Source organism: Streptomyces mabaensis (assembly GCF_053763515.1).
In genome coordinates, this window is sequence record NZ_JBSOPZ010000012.1 from 23,204 (window position 1) to 46,011 (window position 22,808).

At 71.6% G+C, this 22,808-nt stretch carries 21 protein-coding genes; 10 read left to right on the top strand and 11 right to left on the bottom strand.

The window, feature by feature from the left end:
- Positions 1 to 37: 37 nt before the first annotated feature.
- Entirely contained in the window at positions 38 to 1,414 is a 1,377-nt protein-coding gene (locus tag ACWV17_RS12810) for a sugar transferase (protein ID WP_455359885.1), read from the bottom strand.
- Between the two features lie 346 nt (positions 1,415 to 1,760).
- Positions 1,761 to 1,934 carry a hypothetical protein gene (locus ACWV17_RS12815; protein WP_455359771.1) on the bottom strand — a complete coding sequence of 58 codons (174 nt, stop codon included), beginning with the start codon at positions 1,932 to 1,934 and terminating at the stop codon, positions 1,761 to 1,763.
- A 188-nt stretch (positions 1,935 to 2,122) separates the two neighbouring features.
- On the opposite strand from ACWV17_RS12815, the gene lanKC reads away from it, so the two are divergent.
- The 4 genes from lanKC to ACWV17_RS12835 all read left to right on the top strand — a co-directional run bounded on the left by lanKC (position 2,123) and on the right by ACWV17_RS12835 (position 8,579).
- Complete coding sequence (gene lanKC, locus ACWV17_RS12820; protein WP_455359772.1) at positions 2,123 to 4,738, top strand: class III lanthionine synthetase LanKC; 2,616 nt, start codon at positions 2,123 to 2,125, stop codon at positions 4,736 to 4,738.
- A 63-nt stretch (positions 4,739 to 4,801) separates the two neighbouring features.
- Positions 4,802 to 4,933 carry a SapB/AmfS family lanthipeptide gene (locus tag ACWV17_RS12825; RefSeq protein ID WP_455354777.1) on the top strand — a complete coding sequence of 44 codons (132 nt, stop codon included), beginning with the start codon at positions 4,802 to 4,804 and terminating at the stop codon, positions 4,931 to 4,933.
- A gap of 92 nt (positions 4,934 to 5,025) precedes the next feature.
- Complete coding sequence (locus ACWV17_RS12830; protein WP_455359773.1) at positions 5,026 to 6,825, top strand: ATP-binding cassette domain-containing protein; 1,800 nt, start codon at positions 5,026 to 5,028, stop codon at positions 6,823 to 6,825.
- Positions 6,822 to 8,579 (top strand): ATP-binding cassette domain-containing protein, encoded by a 1,758-nt coding sequence (locus ACWV17_RS12835; protein ID WP_455359774.1) that lies wholly within the window; start codon positions 6,822 to 6,824, stop codon positions 8,577 to 8,579. The genes ACWV17_RS12830 and ACWV17_RS12835 overlap by 4 nt, the downstream gene beginning before the upstream one ends.
- Positions 8,580 to 8,598: 19 nt before the next feature.
- Here the strand turns inward: ACWV17_RS12835 and ACWV17_RS12840 are convergent, their stop codons facing one another.
- On the bottom strand, positions 8,599 to 9,186 hold the full coding sequence (locus ACWV17_RS12840) for a LuxR C-terminal-related transcriptional regulator (RefSeq protein ID WP_455354780.1): 588 nt from the start codon (positions 9,184 to 9,186) through the stop codon (positions 8,599 to 8,601).
- Between the two features lie 261 nt (positions 9,187 to 9,447).
- Between ACWV17_RS12840 and ACWV17_RS12845 the strand changes: the two genes are divergently transcribed.
- A complete protein-coding gene (locus ACWV17_RS12845; RefSeq protein ID WP_455354781.1) occupies positions 9,448 to 9,849 on the top strand; it encodes a hypothetical protein in 402 nt (133 codons plus the stop codon).
- Between the two features lie 78 nt (positions 9,850 to 9,927).
- On the opposite strand, the gene ACWV17_RS12850 is transcribed toward ACWV17_RS12845, so the two are convergent.
- Both ACWV17_RS12850 and ACWV17_RS12855 read right to left on the bottom strand, forming a co-directional pair.
- Entirely contained in the window at positions 9,928 to 10,578 is a 651-nt protein-coding gene (locus ACWV17_RS12850) for a fasciclin domain-containing protein (RefSeq protein WP_455359775.1), read from the bottom strand.
- Between the two features lie 88 nt (positions 10,579 to 10,666).
- Positions 10,667 to 12,253: a molybdopterin-dependent oxidoreductase gene (locus ACWV17_RS12855; protein WP_455359776.1), complete on the bottom strand. Its 1,587-nt coding sequence runs from the start codon at positions 12,251 to 12,253 to the stop codon at positions 10,667 to 10,669.
- A 243-nt stretch (positions 12,254 to 12,496) separates the two neighbouring features.
- Here ACWV17_RS12855 and sigK point away from each other — a divergent pair, with 243 nt between their 5' ends.
- Both sigK and ACWV17_RS12865 read left to right on the top strand, forming a co-directional pair.
- Positions 12,497 to 13,021, top strand: coding sequence for an ECF RNA polymerase sigma factor SigK (gene sigK, locus ACWV17_RS12860; RefSeq protein WP_455359886.1), 525 nt, complete (start codon positions 12,497 to 12,499; stop codon positions 13,019 to 13,021).
- Positions 13,018 to 13,764, top strand: coding sequence for an anti-sigma factor (locus tag ACWV17_RS12865; RefSeq protein WP_455359777.1), 747 nt, complete (start codon positions 13,018 to 13,020; stop codon positions 13,762 to 13,764). Before sigK ends, ACWV17_RS12865 begins: the two co-directional genes overlap by 4 nt.
- A 40-nt stretch (positions 13,765 to 13,804) precedes the next feature.
- On the opposite strand, the gene ACWV17_RS12870 is transcribed toward ACWV17_RS12865, so the two are convergent.
- Together ACWV17_RS12870 and ACWV17_RS12875 are read right to left on the bottom strand one after the other, a co-directional pair.
- A complete protein-coding gene (locus tag ACWV17_RS12870) occupies positions 13,805 to 15,436 on the bottom strand; it encodes a flavin monoamine oxidase family protein (protein ID WP_455359778.1) in 1,632 nt (543 codons plus the stop codon).
- Between the two features lie 11 nt (positions 15,437 to 15,447).
- Positions 15,448 to 16,995 (bottom strand): APC family permease, encoded by a 1,548-nt coding sequence (locus tag ACWV17_RS12875; protein ID WP_455359779.1) that lies wholly within the window; start codon positions 16,993 to 16,995, stop codon positions 15,448 to 15,450.
- A gap of 261 nt (positions 16,996 to 17,256) precedes the next feature.
- On the opposite strand from ACWV17_RS12875, the gene ACWV17_RS12880 reads away from it, so the two are divergent.
- Positions 17,257 to 17,448: a DUF6381 family protein gene (locus ACWV17_RS12880; RefSeq protein ID WP_455354788.1), complete on the top strand. Its 192-nt coding sequence runs from the start codon at positions 17,257 to 17,259 to the stop codon at positions 17,446 to 17,448.
- A 103-nt stretch (positions 17,449 to 17,551) separates the two neighbouring features.
- On the opposite strand, the gene ACWV17_RS12885 is transcribed toward ACWV17_RS12880, so the two are convergent.
- The 3 genes from ACWV17_RS12885 to ACWV17_RS12895 form a co-directional block, all read right to left on the bottom strand.
- A complete protein-coding gene (locus tag ACWV17_RS12885) occupies positions 17,552 to 19,183 on the bottom strand; it encodes a phytoene desaturase family protein (RefSeq protein WP_455359780.1) in 1,632 nt (543 codons plus the stop codon).
- A 31-nt stretch (positions 19,184 to 19,214) separates the two neighbouring features.
- Positions 19,215 to 19,670 (bottom strand): SRPBCC family protein, encoded by a 456-nt coding sequence (locus ACWV17_RS12890; protein WP_455354790.1) that lies wholly within the window; start codon positions 19,668 to 19,670, stop codon positions 19,215 to 19,217.
- Between the two features lie 160 nt (positions 19,671 to 19,830).
- Positions 19,831 to 20,928 (bottom strand): sugar ABC transporter substrate-binding protein, encoded by a 1,098-nt coding sequence (locus tag ACWV17_RS12895; protein WP_455359781.1) that lies wholly within the window; start codon positions 20,926 to 20,928, stop codon positions 19,831 to 19,833.
- 166 nt (positions 20,929 to 21,094) lie between these two features.
- Between ACWV17_RS12895 and ACWV17_RS12900 the strand changes: the two genes are divergently transcribed.
- Together ACWV17_RS12900 and ACWV17_RS12905 are read left to right on the top strand one after the other, a co-directional pair.
- The gene (locus ACWV17_RS12900) at positions 21,095 to 21,988 is read left to right on the top strand and encodes an arginase family protein (RefSeq protein WP_455359782.1); all 894 of its coding nucleotides are present in this window, start codon (positions 21,095 to 21,097) and stop codon (positions 21,986 to 21,988) included.
- A gap of 106 nt (positions 21,989 to 22,094) precedes the next feature.
- Positions 22,095 to 22,334, top strand: a complete 240-nt coding sequence (locus tag ACWV17_RS12905) for a DUF6213 family protein (protein WP_455354793.1) — start codon at positions 22,095 to 22,097, stop codon at positions 22,332 to 22,334.
- A 27-nt stretch (positions 22,335 to 22,361) separates the two neighbouring features.
- Here ACWV17_RS12905 and ACWV17_RS12910 read toward each other — a convergent pair whose 3' ends face one another.
- The gene (locus tag ACWV17_RS12910) at positions 22,362 to 22,751 is read right to left on the bottom strand and encodes a VOC family protein (protein ID WP_455359783.1); all 390 of its coding nucleotides are present in this window, start codon (positions 22,749 to 22,751) and stop codon (positions 22,362 to 22,364) included.
- Positions 22,752 to 22,808: the final 57 nt, after the last annotated feature.

Here is a 22,808-nt window from a genome sequence, read left to right on the forward strand (position 1 = left end):
GACTTTGTGACCTTTTCTCCGATTTGCCCGGAATGACTCAGTACGCTCCACGGCCGTTCAGCACGGCGCGGACCGTACGGGCCATGACGTCCATGTCCCAGCCCAACGACCAGTTGTCCACGTAGCGCAAGTCGAGCGAGACGGTCTCGTGCCAGGTGAGGTCCGACCGCCCGCTCACCTGCCACAGTCCGGTGAGCCCCGGCTTGACGCTCAGTCTGCGCATCTCCACCCCGTCGTAGCGGGCCACTTCCTCCGGAAGGGGTGGGCGAGGTCCGACCAGTGACATCTCGCCGAGCAGCACGTTGAGCAACTGGGGCAGCTCGTCCAGCGAGTAGCGGCGCAGGAAACGGCCGACGGGTGTGATCCGCGGATCCTGGCGCATCTTGAACATGTGGCCGTCGTTCTCGTTGGCCGTCTCCAGCTCGCACTTCTGCCGGTCCGCGTCCAGCCTCATCGTGCGGAACTTCCACATGGTGAAGTGCGTGTTGTGCTTGCCGACCCGGGTCTGGCGATACAGGGCGGGGCCGGGCGAGCCCACCCGGACGGCGAGCGCCAGCAGCATCAGCACCGGAATCATGACGACGAGCAGGACGGCCGCACCCACCCGGTCGATGACGTTCTTCAGGACGGCCGGCAGTCCGTGCCGGGCGGGTGCGGCGACATGCAGCATGGTGAGTCCGGCCACCGAGGTGAGCCGGATCCTGTGCCGCGCCACGTCGAAGAGGCCGGGCAGGACGGCCAGCGGGCATCCGTGGTCGTGCAGCGCCCAGGAGAGCTGCCGCAGCCGCTCCCCCGACAGGTGCCCGCCCGGACTCACGAAGACCAGGTCGACACCGAGTGCGTGCGCCGCATCGAGTACGGCCGAGGCGTCTTCGGCGAGCACGGCAGGACGCTCGGCCCCGAGCCGGACGTACACCGGTACGCCGGACCGTACGTCGCCCTGACCCACCGCGCAGGCCCCCACGACGACGTACTCGTGGTCGGTGCGCTGAGCCAGCTGGCCGACGACCTCGTCCACCGCCTCGGCCTCACCGATGACCAGCACATGACGGAGTGCCTGAGCGTGGCGGCGCGTGGCCATCAGGTCCCGTTGGACAAGTTTGCGGCAGACGACGGTGACCACGAGGGACGGGACGAGCGCGGCGCACGCCGCGGCCGGCGCGCTGTCGAGACCGCTCACGGTGCGCAGGACCGCCAGCGTCCCGAGCATCACCAGCCAGTCCCGGAACACGGGCCCGGCGTGGCCTTCACCCAGGTTCCAGGACGCGTAGCGTTTGCTGACGACCCCGGTGAGCAGCCAGACGACGGTCGCGATCGCCGCATGCTGGAAGGGGTGAGCCTGACCGGCCGCCGAGAGTGCCGTCGCCACCGGCAGCGCCACTCCGGCAGAGTCGAAGAAGAGCACGGCGGGCAGATACCAGCCGACCTTCCTGTCTCTGCGCCAGGTTGATGCCTTCTTGTGCGGCGTGACAGGGGGCGCCTGTCGTGCTGCCGCAACTCTGAACCGCCGCATGGCTCTCCCTGCTACCCCGACGGAGACGAAAGGGTGCGGCTGCGACAGCCCACGTGCGAGCAGCAGCACGCCCCACCTGGTTGTTTATATCAACATATGCGTATTTATAACGCTCTGACGCAACCGGGGTCGCCACGTACCGGTCCACCGGGTGCATACGACACGCCCGGGGTGACCGTCTCTGACTGGGGCCTTGACCAGGTTCGGGCCGGATGCCAACTCTTGTTGGTCCATCAGCCGGACGGCATCAGCCCAGCTGCCTGAAGTGTGCGTCGTCGCGGGGCGGCGGGGGCCGCAGGCCCGTCCAGTCCAGCGCGATCTCGGCCTGCTGGTGCGTGTGGTGGGCGGCCTCACGGGCCTCCTGGACGACGTCGCCGTGCTCCTGCACCAGCTGGTCGTATATCGGTGGGTTCGATGCCATGTCGTCTCTCCCGTGTCAGGCGGTCAGTCGTACGTCCAGCTGCCGCGCCTACCCGGAACGGCGAAAAGCAATCAGGGACGTCGCCGTGAAGAGGCATGAAGTTCTTCACGGGTGGCTCATGACGTTCGTGACTGTTACGCACTCCGACGGCCTGTCAGCGTCTTGGTGTCATCGGCCGAAGGAGTGGGATGAACAAGGGGTACGCCGCCTTCTGCGACGCGGACCGGCACTTCTACGACGCGCCCCACCGTTCGCGGCAGGACGGCGCCGGCACCGCTCTCTACCCGGCCGCCCTGCGCGAACTGCCGGAGAACTGGCAGCGCCATCAGTCGGGCGACTGGCTGGCGTTCCGGCCCCTGGACAGTGAACTCCCCTGCCAGGGATGGAAGATCCACGTGTCCGCAACCCTGGACAACGCCGAGAAGGTGCTCGCACAGGTCTGGGACTACTGCGTCCCTCGCTCGATCGCCTTCAAGTGCATGCCGAGCCGGTATCTGCTGCACACCCGCAACGCCAAGTACGCCGACCGGGCCGCCAGCGGGAAGTTCATCACCGTCTACCCGGCCGACGACGACCAGTGCCGCACCATCGCCGAGGACCTGGACGCCCTGCTCGGCGGCGAGCCCGGCCCGTACATCCTCAGCGACCTGCGGTGGAACGACGGTCCGGTGTACGTGCGCTACGGCAGCTTCACCGAGCGGCACTGCTACGACGACGGCGGTGAGCTGTGCCCAGCGGTCGAGGACGCGCAGGGACGGCTGGTGCCCGACCGCAGGACTCCCGCCTTCCACGTCCCGGAGTGGGTCACGCTCCCCTCCTTCCTTGAACCGCATCTGGCCGCCCGCTCCGCGACGAAGCTCGCCGAACTGCCGTACCGGATCGAACACGCGCTGCACTTCTCCAACGGCGGCGGCGTGTACGTCGGCCGGGATGTGCGCACCGATACCCGGGTGGTCCTCAAGGAGGCCCGGCCGTACGCCGGCCTGGCCGCCGACGGGGCCGACGCGGTGACCCGGCTGGAGCGTGAGAGGGACGCACTGCGGCGGCTGTCGGGGCTCGCCTGCACTCCCGAGGTGCTCGACTGGTTCACCTGGGGCGACCACCGGTTCCTGGTGCTGGAGTACGTCGAGGGCCGCCCGCTGAGCCGCTTCTTCGCCCACCGGCACCCACTGATCGAAGCGGATCCCGGGCCGGAGCGCCTGGCCGAGTACACCCGGTGGGCCCTGCGGATCCACCGCCTGGTGGAGGACGCCGTAGCGGCGATCCACGCCCGGGGCGTGGCCTTCAACGACCTCCATCTCTTCAACATCATGGTGTCCGAGGACGAACAGTCCGTGGTCCTGCTGGACTTCGAGGCGGCCGCCGTCGACGACGCGGAGCGCCGCCAGGTCATCGCCAATCCGGGGTTCGTCGCACCCGCCGACCGCCGGGGCTTCGACGTCGACCGGTACGCGCTGGCCTGCCTGCGGCTGGCGCTGTTCCTGCCGCTCACCAGTCTGTTCGCCATCGACCGGTCGAAGGCGGGGCATCTCGCCGCGATCGCGGCCGAACAGTTCCCGGTACCGCCCGCGTTCCTCCGGGAGGCGGTCGAGGAGATCCTGCGCGGCGCTCGCACTCCCGGCGCACCGGCGGCCCCGGCGCGGGGCTCCGCGCAGCCGCACCTGCCCGCGCAGCCGTACCTGCCGGTGGAGCTCGCCGACTGGCCGCGCAGCCGTGACTCCATGGTCCGGGCCATCCTGGCCTCCGCCACCCCAGCGCGGGAGGATCGCATCTTCCCCGGGGACACGGCCCAGTTCGGCACGGCCGCGGGCGGCGCCTGCTTCGCGTACGGAGCGGCCGGCGTTCTCTACGCGCTGTCCGAGACCGGTGCCGGGCCGGACCCCGAAGCGGAGGAATGGCTGCTGCGAGCGGCGAAGGCCCCCGCGTCCGGCAGCCCTCTCGGGTTCTACGACGGTCTGGCGGGCATCGCCTGGGTGCTGGAACGGCTCGGGCACCAGGAAAGGGCGTTCGACCTCCTCGACACCCTCATCGGCCAGAACTGGCAGCACATCGCACCCGACCTGCACAGCGGCCTGGCCGGAATCGGACTGGCCCTGGACTCCCTGGCCACCTCCACCGGTGAGAGCGCGCTGCGTGAGGCGGCCCTCCGGTGCGTCCGGCTGGTGACCGAGCGGGCCGCCCCACCGCTCCCGGGCCCCGCCGGCGGCAGGACCCCGCGGGCCGGGCTCCTGCACGGAGCCACCGGAACGGCACTGCTCCACCTGCGCCTGTACGAGACGACCGGCGACCCGGCGCTGCTGGACCTGGCCGCCGACGCGCTCCGCCACGACCTGGCCCGCTGTCTACGCGGGGTGGGTGGAGCCCTCCAGGTCGACGAGGGGTGGCGGACCATGCCCTACCTGGGCGCCGGCAGCGTGGGCATCGGCATGGTGCTCGACGACTACCTGGCCCACCGTCCCGACGAGGAGTTCGAACGGGCCAGGGGCGAGATCGTGCAGGCGGCGCAGGCCAGGTTCTACGCCCAGCCCGGACTGTTCCGCGGCGCCGCCGGCATGGTGCTGCACCTGAGCCGGACGACGACCGGCGGTCCGGGCACCCGTGCGGCCGATCTGCGCCGCCAGATCGACTCGCTGGCCTGGGGCGTGGTGCCGTACCAGGGGCATCTGGCCTTCGCGGGCGAGCAGATGATGCGCCTGTCCATGGACCTCGGCACCGGGACAGCCGGCTGCCTCCTCGCGCTGGGCAGCGCACTGCACGACCGCCCCGTGCACCTGCCCTTCCTCCCGCCGCCACGGCGGCCCTGAAGCCGGCCCCCCGGTCGGGGGGCCCGAGCAAGATCCGTCCCCAACAGAAGGAGAGAACACCTCATGACACTTCTCGACCTGCAGACGCTGGAGACCCCCAAGTCCGAGGACACCGAGGAGTTCGCGACCGGCGGCAGCCGCGCGAGTCTGCTGCTCTGCGGCGACAGCAGCTTGAGCGTCACCACCTGTCACTGACCCGAGGTCGCCGGGGTCCCGGGCGAGCGACCCTCGCCCGGGACCCCGGCATCCCCCGTGCACCGCACCGAGGGAGGCGAGCACCGCATCCGATGGCCCCGACGACCCCGATGACCCAGGACACGGCAGAACTCGCTTCCCGCTTCGACGGTTCCGACGGCGATGGTCCCGGTGCCGACGGTTCCGGCCTCCTGGCCCGTGCGGTCCGGCACAGTGCCGGCCGTACCGCCACCGTCTTCCTCTGCAGCGCCGCGTCCGCCGCCGCTGCCGTCGCCTTGCCCGCCGTTCTCGGGCACACCCTCGACCTGCTGCTCGACGGAGCCCCCGGCATGCGGGCGGCTGTCGCGCTGTGCGCCGTACTCATCGCCGCCGAGGTCGTCTTCGACGCGCTGGAGGCGCTGGCCGCAGGCACCACCAGCGCCCGCACCACCGCCTGGCTGCGCCGGTGCGGAACCGGCCACCTGCTCTCGCTCGCGCCGCACCGCGCCGCCGGCCGTTTCACTCCCGGCGACCTCGTGACCCGCCTGACCGGCAACGCCGCCGACGCGGGCAGCGCGCCCAGTACGGTGGCGATCGGGCTGGCCTCACTGCTCGTCCCGGCCGGCGGCCTGATCGCGCTGGCGCTCATCGACGTCTGGCTGCTGCTCGTCTTCCTCGCGGGGCTCCCGCTGCTGGCTCTGCTGTTGCGTACGTTCGCCCGGGGATCCTCCGACAGCATCTCCCAGTACCAGCGTGTGCAGGCGGACATCGCCACCCGCCTCCTCGAAGCACTCGGGGGCGCGCGCACCATCGCCGCGGCGGGGTCCGCCGACCGGGAACGCACGCGCGTCCTGGCGCCACTGCCCCAACTGGGCGCGCAGGGGCGGCGCATGTGGCGGCTCTACGGTCGCGCCTCGGTCGGCAGCGGCATTCTGGTGCCACTGCTGACCACCGGCGTCCTGGCGGTCGGCGGAGTGCGGCTGGTGGGCGGGAGCCTGTCCGTCGGCGACCTGCTGGCCGCCTCCCGCTATGCCGCGCTCGCCGCCGGGCTGGGCGCGGTCACCGGCCAGCTGAGCTCTCTCCTGCGCGCCCGCGCCGCGGCCGCCCGCGCGGCCGAACTCCTCGCCCTGCCCCCGGTACGGCACGGAACGCGCCCGCTGCCCGCGGACGGCCCCGGACGCCTGGAACTGCGCGGCGTCACCGTCTCCCGCGGTGGCTCCGCCGTACTGCGCGGGGTCGACCTCGTCGTACCGGGCGGCACCACGACGGCCGTCGTCGGGCGTTCGGGAGCCGGTAAGTCCACGCTCGCGGCCGTCGCCGGGCGGCTGACCGACCCCGACGCGGGGGTGGTGACGCTGGACGGCGTACCGCTGACCGAGGCCGATCCGGCGGCGCTGCGCCGCGAGGTCGGGTACGCCTTCGAACGGCCGGTCCTGTTCGGCGACACCGTGGGCGCCGCCATCGGCTTCGGACCGGGAACGCGCTCGGCCGGCGAGATCGGGGCCGCCGCCCGCGCGGCGGGGGCCGACGCCTTCGTCCGGCTGCTGCCCGCCGGCTACGCGACCTCGCTCACCGACGCGCCCCTGTCGGGCGGCGAGCTGCAACGCCTGGGACTGGCCCGGGCGTTCGCCCACGCGGGCCGCCTACTGGTACTGGACGACGCCACGTCCAGCCTGGACAGCGTGACCGAACTCCATGTCGGCCGGGCACTGGAGCGCGACGTGCGGACGGGCACCCGGCTGCTGATCGCCCACCGGGTGTCCTCGGCGGCGCGCGCCGATCAGGTCGTATGGCTGGAGGAGGGCCGCGTCCGCGCGGTGGGGCCGCACGACATCCTGTGGGAAGAGGCCGCCTACCGGGCGGTGTTCGCGGGCGGCTCCGCCACGTGTGACCGGGACGAGGAGGAGGGGTGACCACGACGACGCGCCCACGCCTCCTGCCTCAGGCCCAGCGCTTCCTCGGCCGGCGCGTACGCGTCCTGCTCACGCTCGGCGGCTGGTCGCTGCTGGAGTCGGCCCACACCTTCCTGGGCGGCTACGGGGTGGCCATGGCGCTGGACGAGGGCTTCCTCGCCGGGCACACCGGTACCGGCCTGGCCTGGCTGGCCGTGGCCGCGGCGGCCGTCGTCATCGGCGGCCTGGCCACCGGTGGCGTCTTCCGCGGTCTCGCGGACCTGGTGGAGCCGCTGCGGGACGGTCTGCTGCGCCGCGTGGTGGCCCGGTCGCTGCACGAGGCACTCGCCGACCCGGCGCGCGCGGCGGACAGCGCGGTGGTCTCCCGGCTGACCAACCAGACGGAGATCGCACGGGACAGCTTCGCCGGGCTGGTGCTCGTGGCCCGGTCCTTCGTGTTCACCGCGGCGGGTGCGCTGGTCGGTCTGGCGGCGCTGGCTCCGCAGCTGCTGCTCGTGGTCGCGCCGCCGCTGCTGACGGGGCTCCTGCTCTTCGCGGCCACTCTGGTGCCGATGGCCGCCCGGCAGCGCGACTTCCTCCGGGCCGACGAAGCCCTCGCGGCCCAGTTCGGGACGATCGCGCACGGCCTGCGGGACGTGGTGGCGTGCGGCGCCCGGACGGTCACCGCGGAGCGGACCCGCACCCTGATCGAGGCCGAGGCGCACGCGGCCCGCCGACTGGCCCGGTGGGCCGGTGCGCGCGCCCTGTCCCTCGGGGTGGCCGGACACCTGCCGGTCGTACTGCTCCTGGTGGCCGCCCCCTGGCTGCTGCGCGAGGGCGTGAGCACGGGAGCTCTGCTCGGCGCGCTGACGTACCTGACCCAGGCTCTGCTGCCGGCTCTGCACACGCTGATGAACGCCCTCGGCGCGGCCGGAACCAGGCTGCTCGTCATCCTCGGCCGGCTGGCCCCGGAACCGGCTCCCCTCCCCGCCCTGCCGGCCGGTCCGGCCACCGGCGGGCGGAGGGAGGAGGAGCCGGACCGCGGTGCCGGCGTACCGGCGGCCGAACTGCGCGCGGTGACGTTCGCGTACGGCCCGGGAGCACAGCCCGTGGTGCGCGGCCTCGACCTGACCATCGGTCCGGGCGAACACCTCGCGGTGGTCGGGCCCAGCGGCATCGGCAAGTCCACGCTGACCTGTCTGCTCGCCGGGCTGCTCGTACCGGACCGGGGGGAGGTGTGGGTCGAGGGCCGGCCGGCGCACCACCCGGCCGTACGGGATCCTTCGCGGCTGCGGGTGCTGATCCCGCAGCAGGCCTACGTCTTCACCGGCAGCCTGTACGACAACCTGCTCTACCTGTGCCCGGACGGGGCGCCCCCCTCGGCCGTCGGCGCGTCGGCGGACGCGGTCGGCCTCGGCCCGCTGGTGCGCAGGCTCGGCGGCTTCGGCGCGTCCGTCGATCCGGCGGCCCTGTCACAGGGCGAACGGCAGCTCATCGCGCTCGGCCGGGCCCATCTGTCGCCCGCGCCGCTCGTCATCCTGGACGAGGCGACGTGCCACCTCGATCCGGCGGCCGAGGCCCGGGCCGAACAGGCCTTCGCCCAGCGGCCCGGCACGCTGGTCGTGGTCGCTCACCGCATCAGTTCGGCCCGGCGGGCCGACCGGATTCTGGTACTCGACGGCGTCGACGCCTCGTGCGGCACCCACCAGGAGCTGCTCGGCTGCTCGCCGCTGTACCGGGATCTCGTGGGGCACTGGCACGCCGAGCGCATCTGAGCCGCCCGCCGACCCGCCGCTACACCCAGCCGGCGCCCTGCGATCTCCGGACGGCGTCCAGCCAGCTGCGGGCGTGCGTCTTGCGGACGATGGCGGACATGTAGTTCCGCACGGTTCCCCTGCTCAACCGCAGCGTGGAAGCCGTCTCGGGTACCGACGCCCCGTCCGCGGCGAGTGCCAGGACGCTCAGCTCACGGGGGGTCAGCGGCATCTCGGCGGCCTGGAGGAGGTCGAGCGCGAGGGAGGAGTCGACGTACCGCTTCCCCGCCGCCACCGTCTTGATCGCTTTCAGCAGCACGGCGGCCGAGGCGTCCTTGTCGACGAACCCCAGCGCCTTGGCCTGCGCGGCGCGGCGCAGGATGCCCGGCCGGCAGGACCGCACGAGGACGAGGAGTTCGCAGCCCTCCCCCGCCGGATGCTCCGGTAATCGCGAGGACCCCGGGCAGTCGGCGTCCACGACGCACAGATCGGGCCGCAGGGAGCGGGCCCGGCCGGGGGCCTTCTCCCAGCAGCTGGCGGCTGCGTCTATACCGTCCGCGGGCTGCAGCAGCGCCGTGAGCGCCGACCGCATCAGCCCCGAGTCGTGCACCAGGAGAACCCGGATCACTTTCGCCCCACTTCGTTGTGAAGTACCGAAACTCGCGCCGAGCACATCCCTGCCTCTACCCGGTCCGGACGACGGGATGGCTCTGCTTTCAGCCAGTCGGAAGCAACAAGGTCGCGCGGAGGGGGCGCGCGGCCTTCACGAGCGCCGCCCTCGCCTCTTTGGTGATTTCTTACTTTTTTCTCATTTGCCCCAATCCGGGGTGCCGCTTGCTCCGAACCATCCGTGAACGTACGTCCGACCGGAATCGAGGAGGTGTGACTGATGCCTGTTGCCATCCGCGTTCGCCGCCTGGTGGCGACTGCCGCCGCGGCGGGCCTGCTGACCAGTGGTGCTGCTCTGGGTGCCGCCGGCACCGCTGCCGCCGCTCCGACACCCACGTCGGCGACCTCGTATGTCGCCGGCGACCGCGACGACCGGTGCACCTGGCACAAGGGGCACTGGGGGAAGAAGTGGGTCAAGGGCCACTGGGAGAGGAAGTGGGTCAAGGACTACGGCCACCACTGGACATGGCACGCGGGCTACTACGACCACCACGGCAGGTGGCACCACGGCTACTGGGACCACGACGGCAAGTGGAAGGGCCACTACAAGTACATCTGGGTCAAGGGCTACTGGGACCGGGACTGGGACCGGGGCTACTGGAAGTGTCACTACAAGCGGTGAGCCGCAGCAGCCTGCCGGCGACGGTGAGCCCCGGGACGTCCGTCCCGGGGCCTCACTCGCGCAGCCGAGCCGGTGGTGCTACTTGGGCATCAGGACGGTGTCGACGATGTAGACGGTGGCGTTCGCGGTCTGGACGTTGCCGCAGACGACGTTGGACGTGTCGTTGACCTTGTACTCCTCGCCGGTGCCGGCGGTGGTCAGCATGCCCTTCTGCAGGGTCTCGTAGCTGCCGTTCTCCAGCTGCTTCGGGGTGAGCTTCTCGCCCACGACGTGGTAGGTGAGGATCTTGGTGAGCATGGCCTTGTCGGCCAGGACCTTGTCGAGGTCGGCCTTGGGGATCTTGGCGAAGGCGTCGTTGGTCGGTGCGAACACGGTGATGTTCTCGGCGTTGTTGAGGGTGTCGACCAGGCCGGCCTTCTTCACGGCGGTGACCAGGGTGGACAGGGCCGGGTTGTTGGAGGCGGCGGTGGCGACCGGGTCCTTGGCCATGCCGTCGAAGCTGCCCGCGCCGTCCTGGGGGACCGAGGCACACGCCGGACCGAACGGCTTGTCCATCGCCGCCGCGTCGTCAGCGGTATCGCTGGGAGGCGCGGCCGCGCTGGACTTGGTGTCCGAACCCGGCTTGGACGACGCGTCCTTGCCGTCGTCACCGCAGGCGGTCAGCGCGAGAGGCAGCACAGCGGCGGCTGCCACGGCGACGGCGGCGCGACGGAAACGAAGAGCGTTCATAACGGTTCTCCTTGGTTGTTTGACGTGTTGGTTGTTTGACGTGCTGAATCGAGACGGTGGAACGAAGCTCCGGGAGAGCGACGGATGATCAGTCGACGGTGACCACCACCGAATGCCATCCGCTCGCGCCGTCGGGGATGGGCCGGGCGCGCTGTTCGGTCTGGGTCCGGCCGGTCCGGTCGGTGGCGCGGACGGTGAGGGTGTGGCCTCCCGGCGTGGCCGGCCAGCGGTAGGACCACTGCCGCCAGGTGTCGGTGGTGGCCTCCGCCGCCAGGTCGGCGTCCTGCCAGGGCCCGTCGTCGACGCGGACCTGGACGCGGTCGATGCCACGCCGCTGGGCCCACGCCACCCCGGCGACCACGACCGTGCCGGCCTTGGGCCGGGCGAACGGCTTGGGGGTGTCGATACGGGACTGCGTCTTGATGGGGGCCTCGCGCGCCCACTTCCGCTTCACCCAGTACGGGTCGAAGTCGTCGAACGTGGTGAGCTCGATGTCCTCGATCCACTTGCAGGCCGAGACGTATCCGTACAGCCCGGGTACGAGCATCCGTACCGGGAAGCCGTGGTCGAGCGGCAGGGGTTCACCGTTCATGCCCACCGCCAGCATCGCGTCGCGGCCGTCCATGACCGTTTCGACGGGAGTGCCGAGCGTCATGCCGTCCACCGAGCGGGCCACCAGCTGGTCGGCCGGGCCGCCCTTGGACGGCGGCTTCACTCCGGCCTCGCGCAGCACATCGGCGAGCCGTACGCCGATCCACCGCGCATTGCCCACGTACGGTCCGCCGACCTCGTTGGACACACAGGTCAAGGTGATGTCCCGCTCGATCAGCTCCCGCTCCAGCAGGTCCTGGAACGTGAGCGTCAGCGGGCGGGTCACGCCCTTGCCGTGGACGCGCAGTCGCCACCGCATGGCATCGACCTTCGGCACCACCAGCGCCGTGTCCACCCGGTAGAAGCTCTTGTTCGGTGTCGTGAACGCGCTGATCCCGGGGATGCGCAGCGCCGCACCCCGCGGCACGGCCGCGGCGGGGGACGCCGGGCCGGGCAGGGTCACCGCGGCCCGTGAAGCGACCGCGTTCTGCCCCCGGGAGGCGTTCAGGCTGCGCCCCAGGGCGCCGGCGCCGGTCGAGGCGAGCGCGGCCGCGCCGGCCGCCACCAGGAAGCCCCGGCGGTCCCATCCGGAGTCGGCGCCGGATTCGGAGGCCGGGCCGCGCATCGCGGTGAGGCGGCCGATCAGGACGTACAGCAGGACCGCACCCGCCAATGCCCCGACGAGCGAGGGCAGCCCGTCCACCGGACCGGTCGAATCCGGCCGGCTGACGGCCGCGGCCGCGCCCACCACCCCGAAGACCAGGACGCCCGCCGCACCGACACGCCGGTGACGCAGGGCGAGGAGCCCGAGTGCCATGGCCAGCAGGCCCAGCACGACGAGGATGCCGAGCTGGAGCACGAGCTTGTCGTTGGTGCCGAAATTGCGGATCGCCCAGTCCTTGACCGCGGCGGGTGTGCGGTCGATGGCCGCACCGCCCACCGCGGTAACCGGGCCCGCCTGGGGCCGAACGGCCGCCGAGACGAGTTCGGCGACCGCGAGTGCCGCGTACCCGGAGAGCAGACCGCTGAGCGCGGCCAGTCCGCCGCGGATGAAGGTGGTGCCGGTGATCCTCACACCCCCCATTCGGAACCACCCGGTCAGCGGATTGGCCGTTCACTCGAACGAGTGACGGCCGCTCTCTGACGGGCCGGTGGTGTGGACCAATCCACGGGTGCGTCCGCTCCGAATCAGTGATGACATGGAAGACGATTCGCCCGAGTGTGCCTACGAGCGACGCAACAGGTGAGCGAGGGAACTTGCGTGTCAACCGCCGACAGCGGCCGTGACGCCCGACGCCGGTCGGGCGAGCCGGATCTGGACGCACTCATGGACCGGGTCGCCCAAGGTGACCGGGACGCCTTCACTCCCCTGTACGACGCGGTCAGCGGCCCTGTGATGGGACTCGTGTCCAGGATCCTGCGGGATCCGGCGCAGGCCGAGGAGGTGACGCAGGACGTGCTCGTAGAGGTCTGGCGCACCTCCGGACGGTTCCGCCGCGAGCGGGGCAGGGCGCTGACGTGGGTCATGGTGCTCGCCCACCGGCGCGCGGTGGACCGGGTGCGGTCAACCCAGGCACTGAGGGACCGTGAGGAGCGGGCCGCCCTGCTGGACCGGACGACGCCCTTCGACGACGTGACCGAGCAGGTGGAGACCCGGCTGGAGCAGCAGGAGGTCCGCCGCTGTCTGCGCACCCTCACCGAGATCCAGCGCGAGGCGGTGGCTCTGGCCTACTACCGGGGACTGACCTACCGGGAGGTCGCGCGGTCGCTTTCGCTGCCCCTGGGGACGGTCAAGACGCGCCTGCGTGACGGCCTGATCCGACTGCGTGACTGTCTGGGAGGTGGGTCATGAGCGACGCCGATCTGTGTCACGACACCGGCGCCTACGCTCTGCACGCGCTCCCGGAGGACGAGCGCAGGGCGTTCGAGAAGCACATGGCGTCCTGTGAGACGTGTGCGCGTGAGGTGGCGGAGCTGTCGGCCGCCGCAGCGCGGCTGGGGCAGGAACTCGCGGTCGTTCCGCCCGCGGGCATGAAGGAGCAGGTACTGGAGCGGGTCGCCGCCACCCGGCAGGAGCGCCGCCCTCCGCTCGGGACACCCGGGCGGCCCCGGTGGACGCGGGTCCGGCCGGGCCGCCTCGTCCTGGCCGCCTGCCTGGCCGCTGCCGCCGCGTTCGGCGGCATCGCCCTGTGGCAGAACCAGGAAGCCCAGGACGCGAGGACGGCCGTACGGCAGGCCGAGCAGCGGTACGCCGCCCTGGCGGACGTACTGGCCGCCCCCGACACGAGGATCGTGACATGGGAACTCTCGGACGGGGGCACCGCGTCCGTGGCCGTGTCCCGCAGCCAGGACGCGGCAGCGTTCATCGCCTCGGGCCTGCCGCAGTTGCCGGCCGACAAGGTGTACGAGCTGTGGTTCGCCGAGGCCGGCTCCTTCCGGCCGGCCGGGCTGGTGAGCGGCGAGGACGCACAGGAGATGCGGCTGCTCGATGGTCCCGTCGACGGGGCCACGGGCGTGGGCATCACCGTCGAGCCCGCGGGAGGCTCGGCGCAGCCCACGTCCCCGCCGCTCGGCCTGATCACCCTCCCCGCCTGAAGCCGGCCGGAACGACGGTGGAGGCCGAGCCGCGGACGCCTCAGCACACGGCGGCGATCACCTCGTTCGCCGCGCGCTCGCCCTCGGTGGCGCCGCCCTCCATGAAGCCCTGGAAGTCGTAGCTGCAGTGCTCGCCGCCGATGTGGATGTTGCCCTGCGCGGTGCCCTCGTAGCCGGCGTAACGGTGCAGATATCCCACCGGCCAGTAGGAGTACGCGCCCAGTGCGTGCGGATTGCGGTGCCAGGCCGAGAGCTGGACCCGGCCGTTCCACGCCCGTTTCGTACCGGGGAAGAAGTCGTCGATCCCGGTGAGGCGGCGGGCGGCCAGGTCACGGACGTACGGATCGGCCTCGGTGGAGAAGGGGCCCGCCGGGGTGAGCGACTTGGCGAGGCTGCCGCCGGCGTACTGGATCAGGATGCCTCCGGTGCCCGGCTGGATCTTGGTGGTGTCCCACGTCTGCTGGACGTCGCTGTCGGTGAAGCAGTCGCCGGCCGAGACTCCGGGCCAGGGCCCCCTACCGCGCCAGGGCCGGGAGCCGAACTGCATGTTGAGCTTGGTGCAGTACCCCATGCGGGCGTCGCGCAGCAGGTTCGTCATCCGGGGGTCGAACCCGGCCCCGGAGAGGTCGAGCTGCTGCAGGATCGGCAGGGGTACGCACAGGATGGTGTGATCGGCGGTGACCGTGCGGGTGGTGCCGCTCTCGCTGAAGGTGAGGGTCTGGGTGCCGTCGGCGTGTGCCCTGACGGCGGTGAGCTGCCGGCCCATCAGAATCGATCCCGGCGGGAGCGACTGCGCCATGGAGTGCGGGAGCTGATCGTTGCCGCCGGTGATGTGGTAGCGCTCGTTGGAGAGTCCCCAGACGTTGAAGTTGCCCGGATTGGTCTGATAGCCCATCAGCAGGACGAGGGCGAGCGCGGACTGCTGGGTGGTGTCGGCGCCGTACTCGACGTTGTACGCGACATCGAAGAACCGGCCGAGCGGCGAGGAGTGACCGCCCGGCACGCGTGAGTCGATCCACTCGTGGAGCGACATGGTGTCCAGGGCGGTACCGGCCGGGGTGGACTGGTCCCAGCGGACCTCGCCAGCTTCCTGGAGGTCCCGGCGGAGGGCCTGGTAGACGGCCTTGAAGTCCTCGTCCGCCTGATGGCGCGGATAGTACGTGCCGTTGAACCAGAGGACTTCCTCCGCGCCGTTCGGTCCGCCGCCGAGGAAGTCCTCGACGGGGAGGCCGAACCGGCGGCAGAGTTCGAGGATCTTCTTGTGGCTGGTGTCGATCAGCTCACCGCCGATCTCGGAGTGCTGGCCGTACGCCCAGTGGTCGCGCTGGGTCCACATCCGGCCGCCGACCCTGGCCGGGTCGGCCTCGTGGACCGTGCAGGGGACGCCCGCGTCCTGGAGGGTGAGGGCGGCGGTCAGCCCGGCGATCCCCGCGCCGACGACGGCGACGCGCGGTGCCGCGCCGCGGCGGCCCGGCGGTACGGATGCCGCGGCCGCAGCGGCCGCAGGCTGAGCGGCGGCCAGGGCGGTGCCGAGGCCGAGCGCGGCGGCTCTCCTGAGCAGGTCCCGGCGGCTGCTGCCGCGGAGGTCGGCCACCGGCATGCGCAGCCGGCGGGCGGCGGCGTGTTCGGCGGCGAGTCGGCGAAGCGCGTGCATCGGCTGTGTTCCGGACATGAGGGTGCTCCTCAGACGGTCGCGGTGGATGGCGCGGGGTCGCTTTCTCCGGGGCCTTCGGGGTCGTCGGGATCGCCCGGGCCCTCGGTGCGCTCGGCCGCGTCCTCCAGCACGATCCGGCCGATGATCTCGTAACGCTCGGGCCGCCTGGCCCTGAGGTGCAGGCCGAGTCCGAGCCCGCCGAGGAAGACCGCTGCCACGATCCACGGGATCAGCCGGAAGAAGACGGAGTCGGCGGCGAGACCGGCCGCGGTCTCCATGTTGAGCACCAGCAGGACGACGACCGCGGTCATCCCGAGACCGCCGAGCAGCGGCGCGGTGAAGGTCCTGAACCAGTGCCGGTCCTCGGGGTGGTTCTTGCGGAAGTAGCCGATGACGGCGAAGGAGCACAGGGTCTGGACGATCAGGATCGCCATCGTGCCGAGGATCGCCAGCAGGGTGTAGAGGTGGATGTACGGGTCCTGGCCGGTGAGCCAGAACAGCGCGACGAGCGCGACCGCGATGCAGGTCTGGACGACCGAGGCGACGTGCGGGGAGCCGTGCTTGGCGTGCGTACGGCCCAGGGCAGGGTGCAGAAAGCCTTCGCGACCGATCGCGTAGAGATGGCGGGCGGCGCACTGGTGGAACGCCATGCCGCAGGCGAACGAGCCGGTGAGCAGCAGCCATTGGAAGGCGTCGACGGCCCAGCCGCCGATGAACTCCCGGGTGGGCGCGAAGAACAGGTCGAGCGGGCTGGCGGAGGCGGACAGCTCGGCCGAGCCGGCCAGGCCGTTGCCCGCGATGGTCATCCAGGACACGTAGATGTAGAAGAGGCCGACGCCGATGACGGAGATCAGGGTGGCGCGCGGGATGACCCGCTTCGGGTCGCGGGACTCCTCCCCGTACATCGCGGTCGACTCGAAGCCGACCCAGGACCAGAAGGCGAAGAAGAGACCGAGTCCGGCCGAGGTGCCGCTGAAGGCGTTCACCGGGTTGACGGGCGCGGTGGGGATGCCGTCGGGGCCGCCGCCCGCGAGGAGCACGGCGGTGGCGACGGCGAAGAGGACCGCGACCTCGGCGATGAGCATGACGCCGAGGGCCTTCGCGGTGAGGTTGATGTCGAAGTGGGCGAGTACGGCGGTGACGGCGAGCATCGCGGCCGCGTACAGGATCCACGGCAGGTCGACACCGAGCTGGTCCGCGACGGTGGTCTTGGCGAAGTAGGCGAACACGCCGACGATGGAGGCCTCGAAGACGATGTACGCGAGGACGGCCAGCATGCCGGAGGCCATACCGGCGATGCGGCCGAGGCCGTGCGAGATGAAGCCGTAGAACGCGCCCGCCGCGGTGATCCGCTTGGCCATGGCCACGTACCCGACCGCGAAGACGGTCAGCACGACGGTCGCGAAGAGATAACCGGCGGGCGCGCCCGTGCCGTTGCCGAAGCCCACGGCGATGGGGAGGTTGCCGGTCATCGCGGTGATGGGCGCGGCCGTGGCGACGGCCATGAACACGACGCCGACGAGCCCGACGGAGTTCGCCTTGAGACGGTGGACCTCGGGTTTTCTGCTGCTGGACATGCGTCGTCCTTCTCACTGGCCCGATGTGGGGGCGTCAGCTTCCTGGAAGGTGACGCAGGCCACAATCGACACGGAGTGCGGTAACTGACCCCGCCGGACGACGAGTTGTCGGGTCCTCGACGCCGACGCCGTGCGGTGGCCGAGGCGGTGCTCCGTGACCGGCGGTGACCGGTGGCGGACAGTGACGCTTCGAGATGCGGAGCGGTGAGGGCGCTGGTTCGCTGTTGATGCCCGCTCTTCCCCTCACATCAAGGAGTGACCATGAGCGTCGCAGGCGAATCCCGAGGCCGGGCCCGGCAGATGCGCGAGAAGGCCCAGGAGATGAACGAGGCCGCCGAGCGGACGACCGACCCCGAGGAGCGTCAACGGCTCCGGGACAAGGCACGTCGGCTGCAGGAGCAGAGCGAGCAGGAGAGCAGCATGGGCGCCGGGGACATCTACCCGGCCGAGTGACACCACCGCGGCACCCGGCTGCCGTTGGCCTCCCACGCTCCTCCAGGCGTGCGCGAGGCCGACGGCAGCCGGCCGTCCCGGCCGACGGCCGTTCCCGGTGTCCCTACCCGCGGTCGGTCCTGCCGGTTCTGCCGCGGCGGGCCAGGGCTCGTTGCGCCCCGGCGAGTACGCGTCCCCCCACGCGGTGGGAACGCAGGGCCGCCCGGGCGGCGTTGGCGCCGGGAGCGCCGTGCACGCCGCCGCCGGGGTGCGCGCTGGAGGAGGCGAGATACAGACCGCTCACCGGCGTCTCCGGGCGTCCGGTGCCGGGGATCGGTCGGAACACGAGCTGCTGGTGGAGGCTGGTGGTGCCGCCGTTGATCGCCCCGCCGTGCAGATTCGAGTTCATCGCCTCCAGTGTCGGCGGAGCGAGGATCCGCCGGGCCCGCACGCGGGCGCGGAAGCCCGGTGCGTAGCGCTCCACCTGGGCCTCGATCCGGTCCGCCATCGCCTCCTGCTCGGGTTCGTCCCATACGCCGGTGAGTCGGTCGGGGCCCGCGTCGCCCTTGATCCGGTGCGGGACATGGGTGTAGGCCCACGCGGATTCGGTGCCGGCCGGGGAGCGCACGGCGTCCGCGGTCGTCATCTGGCCCATCAGGACAAAGGGTTGGTCCGGGACCTGGCCCATGGCGATCTGGGCCGCGAACCGGGTGAGTCCGTCCACCCCGTCGGCCAGGTGTACGGTGCCGGCGGTCGCGGCCTCCCGCGCCGTCCAGGGCACCGGGCCGTCCAGTGCCCAGTCGACCTTGAAGGTGGCGAAGTCCCACTGAAAGCGGCGCAGATCGTCGAAGATCCGGGCCGGCAGGTGCTGGGGGCCGACGAGTTGGGTGTACAGGTCCGGGGCAACGACGTCCGCCAGTACGGCCTTTGCCGCGGGGACCGCCTCGCCGCCGGCGGTGCGTACGCCGACGGCCCGGCCGCCCCGGACCACGACCTCGGTGACCCGCTGCCCGCAGCGTACGACGGCGTCGCGCCCTTCCAGCCGGCGGACCAGGGCCGCGGTCAACTCCCCCGCGCCACCGGCCGGGACCGGAAAGCCGTGGGTCTGGCCGAGCATGCACAGCAGCCAGCCGAAACCGCCGCTGCCCGCCGCCTCCGGCGCGAGATCGGCGTGCAGGGCGTTGCCCGCCAGGAGGAGCCGGCCGCCCTCACCACAGAACTCCTCCTCCCCCAGCCGCCGTACGGGCAGCATCAGGCTCCGGGCCAGGCGCAGCCCGCCGCCGCTGCGCAGCCGCGCGGCCAGCCATGCCGTGGCGCGCACCGGCGGAAACGGCGTGAAGAGGGCCTCCAGGATCCTGTCGCCCAGCAACTCCCAGATGCCGCACAGGCGTTCCCACGCCTCGCCGTCGCCCGGGGCGAACGTGTCCAGGCCGGCCGCCGTCGCGCCCCGGTCGCGGTCCAGTACGGCGCACCGCCCGTCCGGCAGCGGGTGCGCCAGCACGCGTGGCGCATGGCTCCAGCGCAGCCCGTACCGGGGCAGGTCGAGTGCCTCGATCAGCGGCGACGCCGCGGCCAGCGGATAGAACGCGCTGCACAGATCGCTGACGTAGTCCGGATGCACCCCGCGGTCGCTGCGCACGGCTCCGCCGGGTTCGTCCTCGGCCTCCAGTACCTCTACGCTCCATCCGGCGTCGGCCAGGAGGTTCGCGGCGACGAGACCGTTGGGACCCGCTCCGATCACCACTGCGTCGGGCATGTCCTGCCTCCGTACGGGCTTCCGTACGCGCTCATGCGTCCGCTCTGACCGGCCCCGGCGCTTTCTCGACCACGTGCGCGAGGCGGCCCAGCATGCTGCGGTGCCGGAGTTGGAGCAGCGCGTCCACGGCGGCGTTGTGCAGGACGCCGCCGGGGCCCTGCAGGGGGTGCTCGTCGACCGTGACCAACGTGTCCGGGCCCCAGGGCCGGATGTCGAAGGCGATCCGCGCGGTGCCGAGCGGGCCGCTGAAGATTTCCAGTTCGAGCCACTGGGGCGGTTCGAGGCGCCGGACGACGGTGTGACCGCTGACCGTCCACGGCCCGAGCCGGACGTCGTACTCGATCCTCGATCCCACCTCGGGCCAGTCGCCCCCGGCCGGCCGGGAATCGGACGTGCCGACCACCCAGTCCGCATAGTGGGAGCCGTCCTCGAGCACCGACCACACCACCGGCGGAGGCCTCTTGATCAGCTGGTGTCGTACGGCCATGTGTGCCTCCACGCGCACTCGGGCGAAGCAGGTCAAGGCCCTCCCCGAGCCCAGCCTAGGCCAGAACGCGCAGGTCGGCCCGAGTTGGCCGCCCGATGGAGAACCGCCAGGTGCGGGCGCAGAATGGAATGCCGAGCGGAAGGGCGGCGGGGCGGGCGGGCTACTGGAGCCCGAGTGCCTCGCAGGCCTTCTCGTACTTCGGCGTGCAGATCTCGGCGACCGTGTACACGCCGTCCTTGACGACCGTGTCGTCGATGTTGTCCTTGGTCAGCGAGACGACCGGGACCAGCACCGACGGGATGTCCGTGGTGGTGGGGCTGTCCACCTCGGACTTGGCGATGCGGTCGAGCTTGTCTCCCCTGGCGAGCGCGACGGCCATCTCGGCGGCGGCCGCGGCCTCCGGCGCGTACGGCTTGTACACGCTCATGAACTGCTCGCCCGCAACAATCCGCTGCACCGCGGCGAGTTCGGCGTCCTGGCCGGTGACCGGCGGGATCTCGGCGAACCCGACCGCCTTCAGGGCATCGATGACGCCGCCCGCCATGCCGTCGTTGGCGGAGTAGACACCGACGATGTTGTCCGTGCCGAGGGCCGAGGCGGCCGCCTCCATGTTGTCGTAGGCGTTCTCCGGCTTCCACTCCTTGGTGTCGTACTCCTTGCCGACGTCGACCTTGCCGTCCAGGACGGAGTGCGCGCCCTTCTTGAAGAGGGCGGCGTTCGGGTCGGTGATCGCACCGTTCATCATCACGATCCGGCCGCTCTCGGCCTTGTCCCCCAGGGCCTCCAGCAGCGCCTTGCCCTGGACGCGGCCGACCTCCTCGTTGTCGAACGAGGCGTAGGCGTCGATCGGGCCCTCGGCGAGACGGTCGAACGCGACCACCGGAATACCCTCGTCGTCGGCTCGCTCGACCGCGCTCGAGATGGTCCACGTGTCCACGGCGCCCAGAATGATCGCATCCACCTGCTGGGTGATCAGGTCGTTGAACTGGCGCTTCTGCTCGTCCTCGTCCTGCTCGGCGTTGAGGTACGTGACGGTGGCGTCCGGTGCGAGCTCCTTGATCCGCTTCTCGATGAGCGGCCGGTCGAACTTCTCGTACCGCGCGGTCTGCTTCTCCGGCAGCAGCAGACCGATGTTCAGCGGGCCCTTCCTGAACTCGTCGCCCTTGTCGTCCGGCTCGCCTCCGCCGCAGGCGGCGAGCGAGACAGCCGTCATGGCGGTTGCGGCAGCCATGGCGGCACGGCGCACAGGTGTGTTCACGTTCAAGCCTTCCCTGACAAGGCCGCATCACTGCGGCCGAGGTGCAGGAAGTCAACGTTGCCCACTGGTATGAGTCAAGAAGTCATACCCTAACGACCCGGCAACGGGACTATGCCTTTGCGACGTGAAGGCAGCCCGCGGATCTCGACGGACGTCGGAGGCACAGGTGCGAGAGCTCGCGGTCATCGAGGCGCCGTCCGTCCTGGGGCTGCGGCCCTCCGGCGTCGAGGACCTGCCGGCGGCCCTGCTGGGCGCCGGCCTGCTCGACGGATTCGAGGCGGTGAGCGCGAGGCGCGTCGACCCACCGCCGTACGATCCGCGGCGCGACCCCGGCACCGGGGTGCTCAACCCTCATGACATCGCCCGGTACTCGGCCGACCTGGCCGATGTCGTGGGCGAGGTGCTCGGCCGCGGACGGTTCCCTGTCGTACTCGGGGGTGACTGCAGCATTCTGCTCGGCAGTCTGCTCGCGCTGAAGCGCCGGGGGCGCTGCGGTCTGCTCTTCCTCGACGGCCACACGGACTTCTACCAGCCGTCGGCGGAGCCGACGGGCGAGGTGGCCTCGATGGAACTCGCCCTGGCCACGGGCCGTGGCCCGCGGGTGCTCGCCGGCCTCGAGGGACGCGGCCCGCTGGTGCGGGACGAGGACGTCGTCGCCTTCGGCTTCCGGGACTCCCGGCAGTCGGCGGAGGCCGGTATGCAGCCCCTGCCGCCGCGGCTGGGCACGATGGGCCTCGACGCGGTACGCGAAGCGGGCGCCGCCGCGGCGGCGCGCACGGCGGTCGGCCGGCTCCGTACGGCAGGCGGCTCCGGGTTCTGGGTCCACCTCGACGTCGACGTCCTGGACGACGCGGTCATGCCGGCCGTCGACTACCGGCTCCCCGGTGGACTGGACTGGGGCGAGCTGGAAGACGTACTGGAGGTGGCGCTCGCGGATTCCGCGGCGGTCGGCCTCGATGTCACGATCTTCAATCCACGCCTCGATCCGGACGGGCGGATCGCGGCCCGTCTCGCCACGTGTCTGCGCCGGGGGCTGTCAGTATTGACGGGCCGCCGCTGAAATCCGCCGCCATACGGGCCACAGCGCGGGCGGACCTGCTCCGGCGGGGAACACAGTGGTGTCGTCGCGTCCGGACCCCCGCGCGGCCCGACCCCGGAGAGGGACAGTGATGAAGGAAGTGACGCTGCCTCTGGTCCCGGACGACCGGGGCGTGTTGCACGCCGCGGCGGCGGACGTGAGCGGTGTGCTGCGGAGCCTGGGCGCGGGCTGGCTGCGCGCGGTGCGCACCGGCGGGTCGGATCTCGACGAGGAGACCGTGGCCGCGCTGACCATCGAGCTGGCCAAGCTGGCCGACCGGATCGACGTCGAGTGCATCGCCCACACGAGCAGGGACGGTGGCCGATGAGCCGGCTGCTCACCGGCCGGACACTCCCTAGCTCTCGCCGCCGCCGTAGGGGCGGGTGATGACCTCCATGCCGTGGCCGGCCGGATCCATGAAGTACATGCCGCGCCCGCCGTCGTTGTGGTTGATCTCGTCGGGCTGCTTGCCGTGCGGGTCGGCGAAGTACCGGATGCCGACGTGCTGGATGCGCCCGAAGATGCCGTCGAACTCTTCCTCGGTGACCAGGAACGCGTAGTGCTGCGGGGTGATCGACTCCGCCGGGATGGCCGCGAAGTCCAGAGTGATGCCGTTGCTCAGGACGACGGGGATGAACGGGCCCCACTCGGGACCGGTCTCGAGGCCGAGGATGTGCGCCAGGAATTCGGCGGATTCCCGGTTGTCCCGGGCGTGGACGATGGTGTGGTTCAACTGGACCGACACGGTGGAATGCCTCCATCGGGCAATCTCACGGGCACCTCCATGCCTCACCCGGACGGT